Annotated in this window: 3 protein-coding genes; all 3 read left to right on the top strand. The window is 72.7% G+C overall.

Annotation, left to right across the window (positions count from 1 at the left end):
- Positions 1-19: 19 nt before the first annotated feature.
- The 3 genes from DFR69_RS35140 to DFR69_RS10315 all read left to right on the top strand — a co-directional run bounded on the left by DFR69_RS35140 (position 20) and on the right by DFR69_RS10315 (position 19,555).
- On the top strand, positions 20-16,954 hold the full coding sequence (locus DFR69_RS35140; RefSeq protein WP_425271597.1) for an amino acid adenylation domain-containing protein: 16,935 nt from the start codon (positions 20-22) through the stop codon (positions 16,952-16,954).
- Between the two features lie 172 nt (positions 16,955-17,126).
- Positions 17,127-18,149: an alpha/beta hydrolase gene (locus tag DFR69_RS10320; protein WP_110037237.1), complete on the top strand. Its 1,023-nt coding sequence runs from the start codon at positions 17,127-17,129 to the stop codon at positions 18,147-18,149.
- 170 nt (positions 18,150-18,319) lie between these two features.
- The gene (locus DFR69_RS10315) at positions 18,320-19,555 is read left to right on the top strand and encodes a TetR/AcrR family transcriptional regulator (protein WP_110037236.1); all 1,236 of its coding nucleotides are present in this window, start codon (positions 18,320-18,322) and stop codon (positions 19,553-19,555) included.
- Positions 19,556-19,558 lie beyond the last annotated feature (3 nt).

Genomic DNA, 19,558 nt, shown 5'->3' with positions numbered 1-19,558 from the left:
TCGAGCGGAGGGACCTGGCGTGACCCGGGCCGGCAGGGCATCCGGTGCCAGGGGTAGGCAACGCGGCAAGACGCTGCCGCAGTTGATGTCTGTCGCCGTCGAGTCGAACCCGGGCGGCCTCGCGCTGACCTGGGACGACGGCGTCGCGGCGCCCGTGCGACTGACCTACGCCGAACTCGACGAACGCGCCAACCGGCTGGCCCGCCTGCTGATCGCGCGCGGGGTCGGCCCGGAGGACATCGTCGCCATCGGTATCCCGCGCTCGGCCGCCTCGGTGCTGGCCATGTGGGCGGTCACCAAGGCGGGCGCGGCGTTCCTGCCGGTCGACCCGAACTATCCGCCCGCCCGGGTGACGCACATGCTCGCCGATTCCGGCGCCGTCCTCGGCCTCGCCGTCGGCGGCGCGCTGGACCGGCTGCCGGACACCGTCGACTGGCTGTGTCTCGACGATCCGGCCGTGCGTCGCGCCGCCGAGGAACAGCCCGGTGACCCGGTGACCTTCGCCGACCGGGTGCGCCCGCTGCGGCTGAGCCACCCGGCCTACATCACCTACACCTCGGGCTCCACCGGTCTGCCCAAGGGCGTGGTGGTGACCCACGCCGGCCTGGCCGGATTCAGCGCCGAACAGCGCGCGCTCTACGGCATCGAGCCCACCTCGCGGACCCTGCACTTCGCCTCGCCCTCCTTCGACGGCGCCGTGCTCGAACTGCTGATGGCGGTCGGCGCCGCCGCGACCATGGTGGTCGCGCCCGCTGGCATTCTCGGTGGCGCCGAGCTCGCCGAGGTGCTGCGCCGCGAGTCGGTGACGCACATGTTCATCACGGCGGCGGCGCTCGCCTCGCTCGACCCGACCGGCCTCGACGATCTGGTCGTGATCGCCAGCGGCGGCGAGGACGTCCCGCCCGCCATGGTCCGCCGCTGGGCCATCGAACTGCCCTCGGGCACACGGCGTTTCCACAACGGCTACGGGCCGACCGAGACCACGATCATGACCAATATCAGCGCCGCGCTGGCGCCGGGCGCGGCCGTGAACTTCGGCCCGCCGCTGCGCGGGGTCACCGAGTACGTCCTCGACGAACGCCTGGTCCGGGTGCCCGACGGGATGATCGGCGAGCTGTACATCGCGGGCAACGAGCTGGCCCGCGGCTATCACGGGCGACCGGCCCTGACGGCCGCCCGTTTCGTCACCGACCCGTTCGATCCCGCCGGCGGCCGCATGTACCGCACGGGCGACCTGGTGCGCAGGCGCACCGACGGCGCGGTGGAATTCGTTGGCCGCAACGACTTCCAGGTGAAGGTCCGTGGTTTCCGGATCGAGCTGGGCGAGATCGACGCGGTGCTCAGCGCGCACGACACCGTCGACTTCGCGGTGACGGTGGGGCATCAGCTCGACACCGGCACCACCATTCTCGCGTCCTACGTGCACGCCGCGCCGGGCGCGCGGATCGACTCCGACGAGCTGCTCGCCCACGCCAGGGCCGGGCTGCCCGCGCACATGGTGCCGACCGCGCTGACCGTGCTCGACGCCATCCCGCTCACCCCCGTCGGCAAGCTCGACCGCGCCGCTCTGCCCGCACCGACCCTGCGCGCCAAGGAATTCCGCGCGCCGTCGGGCGCGATGGAGGAGCTGGTCGCGCACGTCTTCACCGAACTGCTCGCGCCGGAACAGCGGATCGGCGCCGACGACGACTTCTTCGCCCTCGGCGGCAACTCGCTGCTGGCGACGCAGGCGGCTGCCCGGCTCGGCGCGGAGTTGTCCGCGCGCGTGCCCGCCGGCCACCTGTTCGAGAGCCCGACGGTCGCAGGCCTGGCGGAACTGCTCGAGCCGCTCAAGGGCGCGGGCGGCCATGCCGCGCCGACGCGCCGCGAGCGGCCCGAATTCCTGCCGCTCTCGCCCGCGCAGCAGCGGATGTGGTTCCTCAACCAGTTCGATCCGGCCTCGACAGCCGAGACCATCCCGTTCGCGCTGCGGCTGGCCGGACCCTTCGACCCGCGCGCGCTGCACGCGGCGCTCACCGACCTGGTGCAGCGGCACGAATCACTGCGCACCTACTACCCGGTCGTCGACGGCGTCGGCCACCAGGTGGTGCTGCCGCTCGCCGAGGCCGTCCCCGACGTGCTCGTCGACACGCTCAGCGAGGACGAATTGCCGCTGTGGCTGGGCGAATTCGCCGCCACCGGCTTCGACGTGGCCGCCGAGGTGCCGCTGCGGGTGGCGCTGGCCGAGCTGGGTCCGCGCGATCACGTGCTGGCCGTGGCGCTGCACCACATCACCGCCGACGGCGCGTCCATCGCGCCGCTGCTGCGCGACCTGCTCGGCGCCTACCTGGCCCGGCGCAACCGGTCGCGGCCCAGCTGGGGACCGCTGCCGGTGCAGTACGCCGACTACACCATCTGGCATCGCGAGCTGCTCGGCGCCGAGGACGATCCGCAGTCGCCGGCCTCGGCCCAGCTCGCGCACTGGCGCACCGCGCTGGCCGGACTGCCGGACCGGCTCGACCTGCCCACCGATCGGCCGCGTCCGCCGGTCTTCACCGGGCGCGGCGCCGAATTCGCGTTCCAGATCCCCGCGTCGGTGCACACCGCGCTGGCCGACCTGGCCCAGCGCTGCGGCGCCTCGGAGTTCATGGTCGTGCACGCCGCCTTCGCGGTGCTGTTGAGCAGGCTCGCGCACACCGACGACATCGCCGTCGGCACGCCGGTCGCCGGTCGTGGCGCCCGCGAGCTCGATGACCTGATCGGCATGTTCGTCAACACGCTCGTGCTGCGCACCCGCGTCGACGAGCGGGTGAGTTTCGCCGAGTTGCTGCGCGAGACCAAGCGCACCGACCTTGCCGCGTTCGCGAACGCCGACCTGCCGTTCGAGCGGCTCGTCGAGCTGCTCGACCCGGTCCGTTCGCAGGCGCACCACCCCCTGTTCCAGGTGGCGCTGTTCTTCCAGAACCTGGACCTGCCCAACCTGCGCCTGCCCGGGCTCGACGCCACCCCGGTCGAATTCGGCGGCACAGTGGCCCGTTTCGACCTGCAGCTGACCATCGTGCCCGGCGCCGCGCCGACCGAGCCGATGGGCGCCTCCTTCACCTACGCCACCGATCTGTTCGACGCCGAGTCGATCGCGACGATGGCCGCGCGCTTCACGCACCTGCTCGGTGCGGTGGCGGCCGACGCCGAGGTGGCGGTCGGCGAGATCGACCTGCTCACCGCGGCCGAACGCGACACCACCCTCGTCGCCTGGAACGACACCGCCCACCCGGTGGCGCCCGAACTCATGCTCGACGCGTATCGCCGTGCGGTACAGGCGCATCCGGACGCCACCGCGCTGGTGTACGAACGCGCGGAGCTGAGCTACCGGCAGTTCGACGAGCGGGTCAACGCGCTGGCCCGGCTGCTGATCCGGGCCGGTGTCGGCCCGGAGGAGCTGGTCGGCCTGGCGATCCGGCGCTCGCCGGAGCTGGTGATCGCGATGTACGCGGTGCTCACCGCCGGTGGCGCGTACGTGCCGCTCGACCCCGATCATCCGGCCGAGCGCATCGCCCACATCCTCGACACCGCCCGCCCCGCCGCCGTTCTCAGCGCCGAGGCCATGGCCGTGCCGGCGGGCACCGAGCTGTTGCTCCTCGACGCGCTCGACACCACCGGTGTCTCCGTCGACCCGGTCCGTCCGGCGGAACTGCGCGCGCCCCTGCGCGCCGACCATCCCGCGTACGTCATCTTCACCTCCGGCTCCACCGGCAAGCCCAAGGGCGTGGCGATCTCGCACGCCGCCATCCACAACCAGCTGGTGTGGATGCTGGCGAAATACCCACTGGCCCTGGGTGATGTGTATCTGCAGAAGACCGCGACCACCTTCGACGTCTCGCTGTGGGGCTATTTCCTGCCGCTGCGCGTGGGCGCGACGCTGGTGCTGGCGACGCCGGACGGGCATCGCGACCCGGCGTACCTGATCGACCTGATCGAGCGGCACGGCGTCACCGTCACCGACTTCGTGCCCTCGATGCTGACCGTGTTCGCCGCCCAGGCCGCGGGGGCGAACGCCGCCGCGCTGGGCTCGCTGCGGGACGTCTTCGTGATCGGCGAGGCGCTGCCGCCCGAGACCGTGGACGCGATGGCGGCCGTCTGCTCCGCGCGCCTGCACAACCTGTACGGGCCGACCGAAGCCGCGGTCTCGGTCACCTACTGGCCTGCCCGCGCGGGCGAGCGCACCGTGCCGATCGGGCTACCGGAGTGGAACACCCGTGTCTACGTGCTGGATTCGCGCCTGCGACCGGTGCCGCCCGGGATCGCGGGAGAGCTCTATCTCGCGGGCGATCAGCTGGCGCGCGGATACGTCGCGCGGCCGGGACTGACCGCCGACCGTTTCGTGGCCGACCCGTTCGACGCGGGCCGCCGGATGTACCGCACCGGTGACCTCGTGGTGTGGCGCCCGCCGACCGCGACCGCGCCGCATCGCCTGGACTACCTGGGCCGCATCGACTTCCAGGTGAAGTTCCGTGGCCAGCGCATCGAGCTCGGGGAGATCGAGACCGCGCTGCTCGGGCACGAATCCGTGAGCCAGGCGGTCGCGCTGGTGGCACCGAGCGAGCTCGGCGACCAGCTGGTCGCCTATGTCGTGCCGACGCCGGGACAGGCCGCCGATCCCGATCGGCTGCGCGCCGTGGCGTCGAAAACCCTGCCCGCCTACATGGTTCCGGCCGCGATCACCGTGCTGGACGCGCTGCCGCTCAACGCGAGCGGCAAGCTCGACCGCAAGGCGCTGCCCGCCCCGCGGTTCACCGCTCGTGCCTTCCGCGCGCCGGGCACCGAGCCCGAGCGGCTCGTCGCGGCGCTGTTCGGGGAAGTGCTCGGCCGCACCGACATCGGCGCCGACGACGATTTCTTCGCCCTCGGCGGCAACTCCCTGATCGCCACCAAGCTGGCTGCCCGCCTCGGCGCCGCCACCGGCTCCCGCGTGGCCGTGCGCACCCTGTTCGAGAGCCCGACCGTCGCCGCGCTGGCCGCGACACTGGGGGAGGGCGCCGAACCGGAGCCGGACAGCGGACTCGGTGCGCTCGCGCGCCCCGCCGAACTGCCGCTCTCGCCCGCCCAGCGGCGCATGTGGTTCCTCAACCGCTTCGACCAGGGTGTGGCCACCGACGGCGCCGCCGCCTACAACCTGCCCTTCGCCCTGCGCCTCACCGGCACCCTGGACGTCCCCGCCCTCACCGCGGCGCTGCGCGATGTCCTCGCCCGGCACGAGGTGCTGCGCACGATCTATCCGGACACCCCCGCCGGCCCGATCCAGCAGGTGCTCGCGCCCGACGAGGTTTCGCTCGACTTCGCCGTGCACCGGCTCGCCGAGACCTCGCGGTCCGACGTGGCGGCGGCATTGATCGAGCAGATCACCGCCGTCGCGGCCACCTCCTTCGACGTGACCGCCGAGGTTCCCCTGCGGGTCCGGCTCTTCGACGTCACCGCCGACGCGCCCGACGCGCCCGCTGAGTACGTCCTCGCCGTGGTAGTGCACCACATCGCGGCCGACGCCTCGTCCATGGCGCCGCTGATTCGCGATGTCACCACCGCCTACCTGGCCCGCGCCGCGGGGCAGGCGCCCGGCTGGGCGCCGCTGCCGGTGCAGTACGCCGACTACGCGCTGTGGCAGGTGGACCGGCTCGGCGCCGAGGACGACGCGAATTCGCTCGCCGCCCAACAGGTCTCGTTCTGGCGCGAGGAACTGTCCGGCGTGCCCGACCTGCTGGAGCTCCCGGCCGACCGCCCACGCCCCGCGGTGGCGTCGCTGGCAGGCGGCCGGGTGCCGGTGCGCGTCGACGCCACCACACACGCGCGGCTGGCCGCGATCGCGCAGGACAGCGGCGCCACCGTCTTCATGGTGCTGCACACCGCCTTCGCCGTGCTGCTTGCGCGGCTGGCCGCGGCCACCGAGGTCACCGTGGGCACCCCGGTGGCCGGGCGCGGCGAGCGCGAACTCGACGATCTGATCGGCATGTTCGTCAACACCGTCGTGCTGCGCACCCGCTACGACGGCGGCGCGACCTTCGCCGAACTCCTCGCCGCGCAGCGGGCAAGCGATCTGGCCGCCTTCGCCGCGGCCGACGTGCCCTTCGAGCGGCTCGTCGAGGTGCTCGACCCGCCGCGCTCCACCGCGCGGCATCCGCTGTTCCAGGTGGGCCTGTCGTTCCAGAACATGGACCGGGCCGCGCTCGAGCTGCCGGGACTGCGGATCGCGCCGGTCGCGGCGGATCTGGCCGTCTCGCAGTTCGATCTGCATCTCATCGTCGGCGACGGCTACGACGCCGACGGCACACCCACCGGTATCGAGGGCTTCTTCACCTACGCCACCGACCTGTTCGACGAGTCCACCGTGCGGGCCTTCGCCGACCGGCTGACGCTGCTGCTCGACGCGGTCGTCGCCGAGCCCGGCGTGGTCGTCGGCGACGTCGACCTGCGCACCGGTCCGGAGCGCGCCGCCGAGATCACTACGGGCGCGGCCGATCTCGCCGCATTCGGCGGCACCCTGGCCGACCTGCCCGCGCTGGCCCGCCCGGAGGCGATCGCCGTGGTCGCGGATCTGCCCGAGGGCAGGCTCGAACTCACCTACGCCGAGTTCGAATCCAGGGTGAACCGCCTCGCCCGGCATCTGATCTCGATGGGCGTCGGCCCCGAATCGCTGGTCGCGCTGGCGCTGCCGCGCTCGATCGACCTCGTCGTCGCCATGTTCGCGGTGACCAGATCGGGTGGCGCGTACGTGCCGATCGATCCCGACCAGCCCGCCGAACGCATCGACTACATCCTGGGCACCGCGGCGCCGATCTGCGTGCTCACCAAGGGTTTCCGCACGGATGTCTCGCCGATGGTCCGCGTCGACCACCCGGCGGTGGCCTCGGCCGATCCGTCCCCGATCACCGACGCCGACCGCCGGGCGCCGCTGCGTCCGGAGAACACGGCCTACGTCATCTTCACCTCCGGGTCGACCGGCCGTCCTAAGGGCGTCGCCGTGCCGCACGCCGCGGTGGTCAACCAATTGCAGTGGCTGCGCGGTGAATTCGGCACCGGGCCGACCGACGCCTTCCTGCTGAAGACGCCGGCCACCTTCGACCTCTCGGTCTGGGAGTTCTGGTCCGCCGCCGCCTGCGGTGGCCGCCTGGTGATCGCCGCCCCCGACGGCCACCGCGATCCCGCCTACCTCGACGCCCTGATCGCCGACGCGGGCGTCACCACGCTCACCGCGGTGCCCGCCCTGCTGGACGCGCTCGTCGGCTACTGGGAGACGAATCCGGCCGCGGCTCAAATTGAGTCACGGTCGCACGTGCCGTCGCAGGCAGTCTCCGCGCCGCGGCGACCGCTGGCGCGCATCCTCGCGATCGGTGAGGCGCTGCCCGCGCAACTCGCCCAGCGCCTGCTCGCCGCGCTGCCCGAGACGAGGATCGACAACCTGTACGGCCCCACCGAGGCGGCCGTGTCGATCACCGATCATCGGGTGACCACGGCCGACGTACTGACCGTGCCGATCGGCCTGCCCGAATGGAACTGCCGCGTCTACGTTCTCGACGAGCGACTCCATCCCGTGCCGCCCGGAGTCCGGGGTGAGTTGTACCTCGGCGGCGTGCAACTGGCCCGTGGCTATCTCCGCAAGGCAGCGCTCACCGCCGAACGTTTCCTGGCCGATCCCTTCGAGCCGGGCGCTCGCATGTACCGCACCGGCGACCTGGTCGCTCGCGGCGCCGACGGCGCACTGATCTACCTGGGCCGCACCGACTTCCAGGTGAAGATCCGCGGCTTCCGGGTGGAGCCGGGTGAGGTGGAGACCGCACTGCTCGGACTGCCGGGCATCGCCAAGGCCGCCGTGCTCGCACGGCACGATCAGCATTTCGGCGACCGGCTGGTCGCCTATCTCGTCGGCACCGGACCGAGCGACGATGCCGCGGACCACACCGGCGCCCCGTCCACCGGTGGTCGCACGGATATCGATGTGGCACAGGTGAAGTCGGCCCTGCGCGATCGGCTCCCCGGCTATCTGGTGCCGGAGGCGTTCGTCGTGCTCGACGACCTGCCGCGCACGGTCAACGGAAAGCTGGACCGGGCCGCGCTGCCCGCGCCGGTCTTCGAGGCCGCCGCCTTCCGCGCGCCGGCGACGCCCACCGAACAGCTCGTGGCCGACGTGTACGCCGAGATCCTCGGCGTGGACGCGGTCGGCGCCGACGACGACTTCTTCGCCCTCGGCGGCAACTCGCTGCTGGCGACCAGGGCGGCCGCCCGGATCGGCGCGGCGCTCGACCGTGCCGTCGGCGTGCGGCTGCTGTTCGAGGCACCGTCGGTCTCCGACCTCGCGGTCCGCGTCACCAGATCCGACGAGCTGGCCGCGCGTCCGCTGGTCGCCGGACCACGCCCCGAGCGGCTCCCGCTCTCGCTGGCCCAGCAGCGCATGTGGCTGCTCAACCGCCTCGACCCCGAGGCCACGGTCTACAACATCCCCGCGGCCCTGCGCCTCACCGGGGCGCTCGACCTCGCCGCCCTGCGCGTCGCCGTCACCGACCTGTTCGCCCGGCACGAGGTCCTGCGCACCCGCTACCCGGTGCTCGAAGGGACGAGTTCGGAACCGCAGGCCGACGGCGACGTCGCGTCGCCCCTGTCCACCGTCACGCGCGACGCGCACGGCGACGGGTCCCTTCGGTCCGCGACCGCCCGCACCGCTGCGGAGCCGCTGACCCCGGGCAGCGTCGCCCAGGGCTCATGGCCCGTGCAGGAAGTGCTCGCTCCGGGAGCGATCCGGGTCGATCTGACGCCGGTCCCCGTCACCGCGGCCGACCTGGCCGACGAGGTGCGCCGCACCGTCGCCGTCGGATTCGATGTCACCGCCGCCCCGCCGGTGCGGTTGCGGCTGCTGCGCCTGGCCGAGGACGAGCACGTGCTGGTGTTCGTCGTCCACCACATCGCGGCCGATGGATTCTCCATGGGTCCGCTCACCCGCGATCTGGTACTGGCCTACACCGCGCGCACCGAGGGCGTCGAGCCCGCGTGGACTCCGCTGCCGCTGCAGTACGCGGATTACGCGGTGTGGCAACGAGAATCGCTCGGCGACGAGCGCGATCCCGCGTCCACCGCGGCCGCCCAGCTGGCGTACTGGACCGAGGAGCTCGCCGGGCTGCCCGAGGAGATCGCGCTGCCGTCCGATCGGCCGCGTCCGCCGGTGCAGTCGTTCGCCGGTGCGCTGAGCACCGTCGAGATCGATGCTGGGCTGCACGCCGAGCTGGCCGCGCTCGCCCGCGCGCAGGGCGTCACCGTGTTCATGGTGGTGCAGGCGGCGCTGGCGCTGCTGCTCGCCCGTACCAGCGGCACCGACGACGTCGCGATCGGCACCCCGATCGCGGGCCGCGGCGTCAGGGAACTCGATGACCTCGTCGGCATGTTCGTCAACACGTTGGTGCTGCGCAGCCGCGTCGGCGCCGACGAGCCGTTCACGGCGCTGCTGCGGCAGACCAGGGACACCGATCTGCGCGCCTTCGCCCATGCCGATGTGCCGTTCGAGCGCGTCGTCGACGCCGTGGCGCCGGCCAGGTCGGCGGGCAGGCATCCGCTGTTCCAGGTGGCCCTGTCGTTCGAGAACCTCGCCCCCGTCGCCGTCGAACTGCCCGGCATCGCGGTGAGCGGGCTCGACGCCCGCACCGCCGAAGCCAAGTTCGACCTGCTGCTCACCGTGCGCGAACTGCCCGACCACGGCGGCATGCACGCCGAATTCACTTATGCCACGGACCTTTTCGACGAGTCCACGGTCCAGGCCTTCGGCCGCCGGTTCGCCAGGGTCCTCGCCGAGGTGGTCGCCGAGCCCGACCGCGCGGTCGGCCGGGTGCCGCTGCTCGACGAGGCCGAGTTCCGCGCCCAGACCACCTTCGCCGGGCCGCCCGCCGAACCGGAACGCACGCTGGCCCAGCTGATGGACGACGCGGTGCGCGCCAACCCGACCGGCCTGGCCGTGCGCGGCGACGGCCGCGGGTTCACCTACCTCGCGCTCGACGCCGCCGCCAACCAGCTGGCCCGCGGCCTCGTCGCGCGCGGCGCCGGACCGGAAGTCGCGGTGGCCGTGGCCATCCGGCGTTCCATCGAATCGGTGCTCGCGGTGTGGGCCATCGCCCGCACCGGCGCCGTGATCGTGCCGATCGACCCCGGCTACCCGGCCGAGCGGATCAGTCACATGGTCGCCGACTCGGGTGCGGTCATCGGCGTCACGCTCACTGCCGAACTGGCCGGGCTGCCGCCGCTGGCGGAGGCGGGCTGGATCGCCCTCGACGACCCGGACTTCACCGCCGAGATCGCGGGCAACGCCTCCATCGGGCTGCGCGAGATCGAACTGCGGGCCGTGCCGCGCCCCGGCAACGGCGCCTACATGATCTACACCTCCGGCTCCACCGGCCTGCCCAAGGGCGTGCTGGTGACCCATGCCGGTCTCGCCAATTTCCGCGCCGAGCAGAAGCAGCGGTACGGCCTCGATTCCGACAGCCGCGCACTGGCTTTCGCCTCGCCGTCGTTCGACGCGTCGATGCTGGAGCTGCTGCTCGCGCTCGGTGGCCCCGGCACGCTGGTCGTCGCGCCGCCCGGCACGGTCGGCGGCGCCGAGCTCGCCGAGCTGATCCGGTCCGAGGAGGTCACCCACGCCTTCCTCACCCCGGCCGTCCTCGCCACGCTCGACCCGGCGAGCGTGCCGGGCCTGCGCGCGCTGGCGGTGGGCGGCGAGCACGTGCCCGCCGAGCTCGTCGCCCGCTGGAACACGCTGCCGCAGCGCGCCTTCCACAACGGCTACGGTCCCACCGAGACCACCATCATGACCTGCATCAGCGACCCGCTGAGGCCCGGCGACAGTACGCACATGGGCGGCCCCATCCGGGGCACCAGCGCCTTCGTCCTCGACGGGCGCTTGCGTCCCGTCCCCGCAGGTGTCACCGGCGAGCTCTACCTGGGCGGCATCCAGCTGGCCCGCGGCTATCACCGGCGTTCCGGTCTCACGGCGGCCCGGTTCGTCGCCGACCCGTTCGGCGGGGGCACCCGCCTCTATCGCACCGGCGACCTGGTCCGGCGCCGCGGCGACGTGCTGGAGTTCGTCGGCCGCAACGACTTCCAGGTGAAGATCCGCGGCCTGCGGATCGAGCTCGGCGAGATCGACGCGGTGCTGGCCGCCGCGCCGGGCGTCTCCTGGGTCACCACCCTGGGCCGCGACAACGGCGCCGGGGCGACCATGCTGGTCTCCTATGTCATGGGCGAGCGGCTCGACCCCGCGGAGCTGACCGCGCTGGCCGCGACGAAGCTGCCCGACTACATGGTGCCCGCGACGATCATCGTCCTCGACGAGCTGCCGCTGACACCGGTCGGCAAGCTCGATCGCGCCGCCCTGCCGGATCCGGTCAGCGCGCGCGAGGAGTACCGCGCGCCGAAGACCACCGCCGAGCGGGTCATCGCCCGGGTGATCGGCGAGGTCGTCGGGCACGATCGAGTCGGCCTCGACGACGACTTCTTCGCCCTCGGCGGCGACAGCATCACCGCCATCCAGGTCGTCTCGCGCGCCGCGGCGGCCGGGGTGGTGCTGCGCCCGCGCGACCTGTTCGACGCGCGCACCGTGGCCGCGCTGGCCGGGCGCGCCGAGGTCACCACCGACGTCGGCGCCCAGCCCGCCGCGCTCCCGCTCACCGCGACGGCGGCGCAGCTGATCGAAGCGGGCGAGAGTGCCGTCGAACCGCGCGCCGTGCTGCTCGACGTGCCCGCCGACTGCCCCGACGACGCGGTCGCCGAGGTGGCCACCGCGGTGATGAACCAGCACCCGATGCTGTGGGCGGTCCTCGACCGCACCGGCGCCACCCCGGTGCTGCGCATCCCCTCGCACCAGGAGCGCACCGGCGGCGCGTTCCGCAGGCTCGACGCCGAGGACGGCGAGTCCTCGCTGCCCGTCGACGACATCGTCGCCGCGGCCGCCGCCGCGCTCGACCCGGACGAGGGCCGCAACATTCACTTCGTCCTCACCGGCGACGGCGACGGTCCGGCGACCCTGATCGTGGTCGCCAACGCCCTTGTGCTGGACGAGGTCTCGCTGCGCGCGGTCGTCGACCAGCTGACCACCGCGTGGAGCAGGGGCAGGCACGCCGCCCCGTTCGCACCGGACGCGGGCCTCGGCGACCTGGTGCGCAGGCTCGCCGACTACCCGGCCGGGCCCCGCGCCCGCGCCGAACGCGCGTACTGGCATCGCGCGATCCGTTCGCGGGCCGCCGAATCCGTCGACCTGCGCCAGCGCAACCGGGTCTCGCTCAGCATCACCGGCGAGGGCACCGCCGCCGTGAGCACCGTCGCCGAGGCCTACCGCGCCACCGTCGACGAGGTGCTGCTCACCGCGGCCGCGCTGGCCCTGCAGACCGCCGCCGACACCCCGGCGGCGCGGGCGATCGGCACCGTGGTGCGGCTGCGCGCCGACCAGCGGGTGCTCGGCAGGCCCGACGCGGAGAACGTGGTCGGCGGCTTCACCACCGACTACCCGCTGGCCCTTCGCCTCGACGGCGTCGACATCGCCGACGCCCTGGTCGGCGGACCGGCCGCGGGCGCGGCGCTGGCCCAGACCAAGGAACTGCGCCGCGCGGTCCCCGCGCACGGCGCAGGCTTCGGGCTGCTGCGCCACCTCGACGGCGACGCCGCCGACAGCGTGCGCACCCTCGACCGCGGCCGCTTCGCGGTGCGTTTCCGCGATCTGCGCCCGGCCCGGGTGCACACCGACCTCGCCGCCGACGACCTGGCGCTCGTCATCACCGTCGACGCCACCGACGACGGCATGGTCGCCCGCTTCGACTACGCCACCGCGGTGCTCACCGCCGACGACGTCAAGACCTTCGCCGAGCACTGGATCCGCGCGCTCGGCGGCCTCGCCGAACACGGATTGCGGCCGGGCGCGGGTGGATTCACCCCGTCGGACTTCCCGCTGGTGCGGCTCGGTCAGGCCGAACTCGGCCGGCTCGTGCGGCGCTATCCGCTGCTCGGTGACATCTGGCCGGTGACGCCGCTGCAGTCGGGCATGCTGTTCCACGCGCTGCTCGCGGAGAACTCGGTCGACCCCTACATCACCCAGTTCGTCCTCGATCTCGACCCGGCCGTGGACGACGAGCGGCTGCACCAGGCCGCGCAGACCGTGCTCGACCGCCACGACAACCTGCGTGTGGCCTTCGCGACCGACGCCGCGGGCACCCCGCTGCAGGTGGTGCTCGAGGACCTCGATGTGCCGTGGCGCGTCATCGACGCCGACGCCGCCACCTATCCGCGGATCAAGTCGGCGGACCTGGCCACCCATTTCGACATGGCCACCGCGCCGCTGCTGCGCTTCACCGTCGTGCGCACGCCGGAGTCGGCGCACCTGCTGGTCACCAGCCATCACATCCTGATCGACGGCTGGTCGATGCCGCTGCTGCTGCAGGAACTGCTCATCGCCTACGCGGTCGGCAGCCGGACCCGGCGCCTGCCCAAGGTGGCGCCGTATCGCGACTACCTGGCCTGGCTGGTCGACCAGGACCCCGAGGCCGCGCGCCAGGCCTGGCGCACCGCGCTCACCGGACTGGCCGAGCCGACGCCGCTGGCCCCGGTCGATCAGGGCCGCGAGATCGCCGCGGGGACAGGCGAAACCGGGTTCGCGCTCACCGAGGCCGACACCGCCGCCCTGAGCGAACTCGCCGCGCGCCTCGGCGTCACGGTGAACACCGTGGTCCAGGCGGCGTGGGGGTTGCTCATCGCCCGCCTCGTCGACCGCGACGACGTGGTCTTCGGCGCCACCGTGTCCGGCAGGCCCGCCGACCTCGACGGCGTGGAACGCATGGTCGGCCTGTTCCTCAACGCCATCCCGGTGCGGGTGCGGGTGCGGCCCGGCGACACCGTCGCCGAGCTGCTGCGCGGTCTGCAGGCCGAGCAGGCCGCCCTGCTCGACCACCACTACCTCGGGCTCGGCGAGATCCAGGAGATCGCCGGGATCGACGCCCTGTTCGACTCGCTCGTGGTCTTCGAGTCCTTCCCCGTCGACCGGGCCGGGCTCGCCCAGGCCGCCTCCGGCTCGGCGGGCGTGCTCGGCATGGACGCCGCCAACGGCACGCACTACCCGCTGACCGTGCAGGTCGTCGCGGACTCCCAGCTGCGCGTCTCGGTGAAGTACCTGCGCGACGTCTTCGGCGAGTCCACCGCCAACGCACTGGCCCAGCGGCTGTCGATGCTGCTGGCCCGCTTCACCGCGGCGCCGGACGCGCGCATCGCCGAGATCGACGTGCTGCTGGCCGAGGAACGCGCGACGCTGGCGACCGTCAACGCCACCGACGCGCCCGAACTCCTCGACGAGGCGACGCTGCTCGCCCTGTTCGACGCCCAGGTCGCGAAGACCCCCGACGCCGTGGCCCTCGTCGACGGCGAGACCACCCTCACCTACGGCGAATTCGACGCCAGGGCCCGGGCGCTCGCCACCGCTCTGCGGGCCGAGGGCGCTCGGCCGGAGACGCTCGTCGCGGTCGCCATGCGCCGCGGCATCGACCTGGTGACGGCGATCTACGCCGTGCTGCGGACCGGCGCGGCCTATGTGCCGGTCGACCCGGACCATCCCGCCGAACGCACCGAGCGGGTGCTGGCGGCGGCCGCGCCGATCCGCGTCCTCACCACCACGGGGACCGGATTCGACACCGCCGCCGCGGTTCCGGTCCTCGCGATCGACACGCTGGACCTCACGGGCGGCAACGTGGAGTTCGAGCGGCCGCGGCCGGACAGCCTCGCCTACGTCATCCACACCTCCGGCTCCACCGGAAAGCCCAAGGGCGTCATGCTCACCCATCGCCAGCTGGTCGCCCAGTTCCGCTGGGCGCAGCGCGCCTACCCGCACGGGCCCGGCGATGTGGTGCTGCACAAGACGCCGGTCACCTTCGACATCTCCACGTGGGAACTGTTGTGGCCGTTGCAGACCGGCGCCGCCGTGGTCATCGCCGCGCCCGATGGTCATCGCGATCCGGTCTACCTCGCCGGTGTGATCGCCGAACGTGGCGTCACCACCGTGCATTTCGTGCCGTCCATGCTCGACGCCTTCCTCGCCGACGGTGGCGCGGGCCGGTACCCGGCGCTGCGCCGGGTGTTCGCGGCCGGTGAGGCGCTCTCGACCGCGACCGCCCTGCGGTTCGCGGACGCGCTGCCCGGCGTCGACCTCATCAACTGGTACGGCCCGGCGGAGGCGACCGTCGTCACCGCCGCGGCCGCCGAACCCGGTGCGGGCGTGAGCATCCCGATCGGCAGCCCGGTCGCCAACACCCGCGTGCACGTGCTGGACCGCCAGCTGCGGCCCGTCCCGCCCGGCACGGCCGGCGAGCTGTACCTGGCCGGGGTGCAGCTGGCCCGCGGCTATCTCGCCGCGCCCGCGCTGACCGCCGAACGCTTCGTCGCCCATGCCGGCGGCGAGCGGATCTACCGCACCGGCGACGTGGTCCGGCTCACCGCCGACAACACCCTGGAGTACCTGGGCCGCAGCGACTTCCAGGTGAAGCTGCGCGGGCAGCGGATCGAACTCGGCGAGGTCGAGGCCGTGCTGCGCGATCATCCGTCGATCCGGCACGCGGCCGTCGCGCTCGTGCACGGACCGACCGGCGATCGCCTGGTGGGCTACGTGGTCCCCGCGGACGCTGCGGCAGAGGCGTCCGCGCCGTCGACCCCGGCCGCCGGCTACTCGATCGAGAGCGGCGCGGCGGCCACCGGCCTCGACGAGGCGGCGCTGCTGGCCCACGCCAGGTCCGCGCTGCCGTCGTACATGGTGCCGTCCGCGCTGGTGACCTTGAAGGCGTTGCCGCTCAACGCGAGCGGCAAGCTCGACCGCAACGCGCTGCCCGTGCCCGCCGTCACCACCCGGCCCTACCGCCCACCGGCCACGCCGTTGCAGCGGGCCGTCGCCGAGGTGTACGCGGAGGTGCTCGGCGCGGGCAAGGTCGGCCTCGACGACGACTTCTTCGAACTCGGTGGCAACTCGCTGATCGCCACCAAGGCGATCAGCAGGCTGCGCACCCGGGTCGGCGCCGACGTGCGGGTGCAGTGGTTCTTCACCGACGCCACCGTTGCCGCCCTCGCCGCGCGCATCGACGCCAGCTCCGGGGACTACGACCTCGAATCCGACGACGCCCTCGGCGTGCTGCTGCCCATCCGCAACCGGGTGCCGCACGGCACCGAGGCCGGCGGGCCGCTGTTCTGCGTGCACCCGATGTACGGACTGTCCTGGTGCTACGCCGGACTCGCCCAGTACATCCCGTCGCGGCGGCCGATCTTCGGCCTGCAGTCGCCGGCGCTGAGCGAGGCGGGCTACCTGCCCGGCACCCTCGCCGAGATGGCCAGGCGCTACGTCGACGAGATCAGGGCGGAACAGCCACACGGCCCCTACCGGCTGCTCGGCTGGTCCCTCGGTGGCGTGCTCGCGCACGCCGTCGCGACCCAGCTGCAGGCGGCGGGGGAGCGGGTGTCGCTGCTGGCGATGCTCGACTCGCACCCCGACATCGACGTCCCCGACTTCCACACCGCGGTGCGCGACGCCCTCGCCGAGCTCGGCGTCGACGTGAGCGCGGCGCTGCCCGCCTCGGGCGTGCGCGACCTCAGCGAGGAGGGGCTGGCCGCGCTGCACGCGATCATCCCCGCCAACATGGCCGTGCTCACCCCGGAGCGGGTGCGCCGGATCTACCGCAGCGCCGTGCGCTCGGCCGAACTCATCGCCGAGCACCGGCCGGGCGTCTACCGGGGCAGGCTCGAATACTTCAGTGCCCTCGGACACGACACGGCGGCGGCGAATTGGGCGCCGTATGTCGACGGCGAGGTGCGTGATCGACCGGTCCCGGTGGTGCATGATCAGATGACCTCACCGCAGGCGCTGGCCGAGATCGGCCCGCGGCTGGCCGAGTTGCTGGACGCGGGTGACCGGGAGGCCGGGGCGCGATGACATCGGTGATGCCGGTGAGGCATGATGTGACCGCGCTGTTGTAACGATTCCTACTGTTGTATCGGCTGGGTAACCCGTAGGGTTTGCCCGTGGTGCAACCCATTCGAAACGAAGCGAAGGTGCGAAATTGATTCGTCGGCACACCCGGCGTCGCGGCTCCCGCGCCGCGGCGATGATCGCGGCGACGGCAGTGGCCGCCGGACTGCTGTCCGGCCTCGGCGCGAGTCCCGCCTCGGCTGACCCGATCATCGATTCGAAGAGCCTGCTCGCCAACCCCGTTTCCGAGGACGGCTCCAAGATCGTCAAGGCCGAGGTGAAGGATTCGCGCAGCCTGCGGCTGCACGTGTACTCCGCGGCCATGGACGAGAACATCATCGTCGACGTGCAGCGCCCCGCCGACGCCTCCGTCCCGCGCCCCACCCTGTACCTGCTCAACGGTGCCGGTGGCGGCGAGGACTCCGCGTCCTGGGTCGCCAAGACCGACGCGCTCGAGTTCCTCGGCGACAAGAACGTCAACGTGATCCAGCCGATCGGCGGCTCCTGGAGCTACTACACCGACTGGATCAAGGACGACCCGGTCGTCGGCCGCAACAAGTGGAAGACCTTCTTCACCGAGGAGCTGCCCCCGCTGGTCGACGGCGCCCTCGGCACCAACGGCGTGAACGCGATCGCCGGCCTGTCCACCTCGGGCACCACCGTGCTCGCGCTGCCGATCGCCAAGCCCGGCCTGTACAAGGCGGCCGCCGCCTACTCTGGCTGCGCGCAGACCTCCGACCCGGTGGGCTCGGAGTTCGTCAAGCTCACGGTGGAGACCTGGGGCGGCGGCGACACCATGAACATGTGGGGCCCGCAGGGCTCGGAGGAATGGGTCAAGAACGATCCGTACGTGAACGCCGAGGGCCTGCGCGGCCTCGACCTCTACATCTCCACCGGCAACGGCCTGCCCGGCCCGTACGACACCCTCGACGGACCGTACGCCCTGCCCGGCGCCTACGGCCTGGCCAACCAGATCGTCATCGGTGGCGTCATCGAGGCGGGCACCAACTACTGCACGCACAACCTGGCGAACCGGCTCAACGAGCTCGGCATCCCGGCGACCTTCAACTTCCGTCCCAACGGTACCCACTCGTGGGGCTACTGGAAGGACGAGCTGAAGCTGTCGTGGCCGACCCTGGCTCGCGGCCTCGGTCTGTAGGTCGCCCTCGCTCGACGAACCGCCCCGGTCCAGCCGGGGCGGTTCGCATTTTCCGGACTCTCTCTCGCCGTTTGCGAATTGTGGTTAACTTAGGTTGACTGGTCCGGCGCTGCCCAGCGGGGGCGCCAGCCCAAGTCGACAGCCCGGAACGCGGAACGGAAAGTGAGTGCATGGTCGCCGATCGCAGTGAGGCCGAACGCGCCTGCGAGCCGACCGAAGCACCGGCCAAGGTCGTGCGCCGCAGGCCCAAGGACCGCAAGATGCAGATCATGCGGGCCGCCGCCCGCGCGTTCAGCGCCCGCGGCTACTACCCGGTGGGCGTCGACGAGATCGCGGCCGAGGTCGGCATCTCCGGGCCCGCCCTCTACCGCCATTTCGCCAACAAGTACGCGCTGCTCGTCGCCGCCGCCGAGGCGGGCGCGCGCGGGCTGCGCGATGTCGCGAAGGCCGCCGACGATCCGGCCGCCGACCCGGAGGCCAGGCTCGACGCGCTGCTCACCGCCGTCGCCGAACAGAACATCGACATCCGCCGCGAAGGCGGTCTCTACCGCTGGGAACGGCGCTACCTCGAGCGCGAGGACCGGGTCCGGATCCGCGCGTTCTACCGCGAACTCGAGGCCCTGGTCGCCGCCCCGATCGCCGAGCTCAGGCCGGAACTCACCGAGGACGACGTCACCGTGCTGGCCGTCGGCGCGCTGTCCGCGCTGGCCAGCATCGCCGCGCACCGCACCACGCTCTCGCACGCGCGCATGCTCGCGCTGCAACTCGACATGGCCTGGTCGATCGTGCGCGCCGACCTGCCGCCCGCGCCCGCCGAGGCCGACCACGGCAAGCAGAACCGCGGGCTACCCGTCACGTCGAAACGCGAACAACTGCTCACCGAGGCGATTCGCATCTTCGGCCGCAACGGCTACCACGAATCCGGCATCGAGGAGATCGGCGCCGCCGTCGGCATCAACGCCTCCAGCGTCTACCGGCACTTCGACAGCAAGGCCGACCTGCTCGCCGCCGCCTTCCACCGCACCGGCGACCGGATGGCCGTCGCGATCGGCGAGGCGCTGGCCGAATCGGAGAACCGTGCCGACGCCGCGCGGCGCATCGCCGACCGCTACGCCCGGCTCACCTTTTCGACGCCGGAGATCATGCCGGTCTACTACGCGGAGTTCAGCAATCTGCCCCAGGCCGAGCAGCACCGGCTGCGCGCCCTGCAGCGCCAGAACATCCTCGAATGGGCCAACCTGCTCGACGACGACCCCATCGAGGCCCGCTTCCGCGTGCACGCGGCCATCGGCCAGATCATCGACGTCGGCCGCCTGCTGCGCTTCGACTCCCGCCCCGAACAGCTCGCCCGGCTCGCGGCGCTGACCGGTGCGGTGCTGCTCGGCGACGCCCCGAAGCCGGACTGAGCC

The sequence above is a fragment of the Nocardia neocaledoniensis genome (assembly GCF_003182135.1).
Lineage (GTDB): Bacteria > Actinomycetota > Actinomycetes > Mycobacteriales > Mycobacteriaceae > Nocardia > Nocardia neocaledoniensis.
This window is presented reverse-complemented; position numbering and strand designations above follow the sequence as displayed.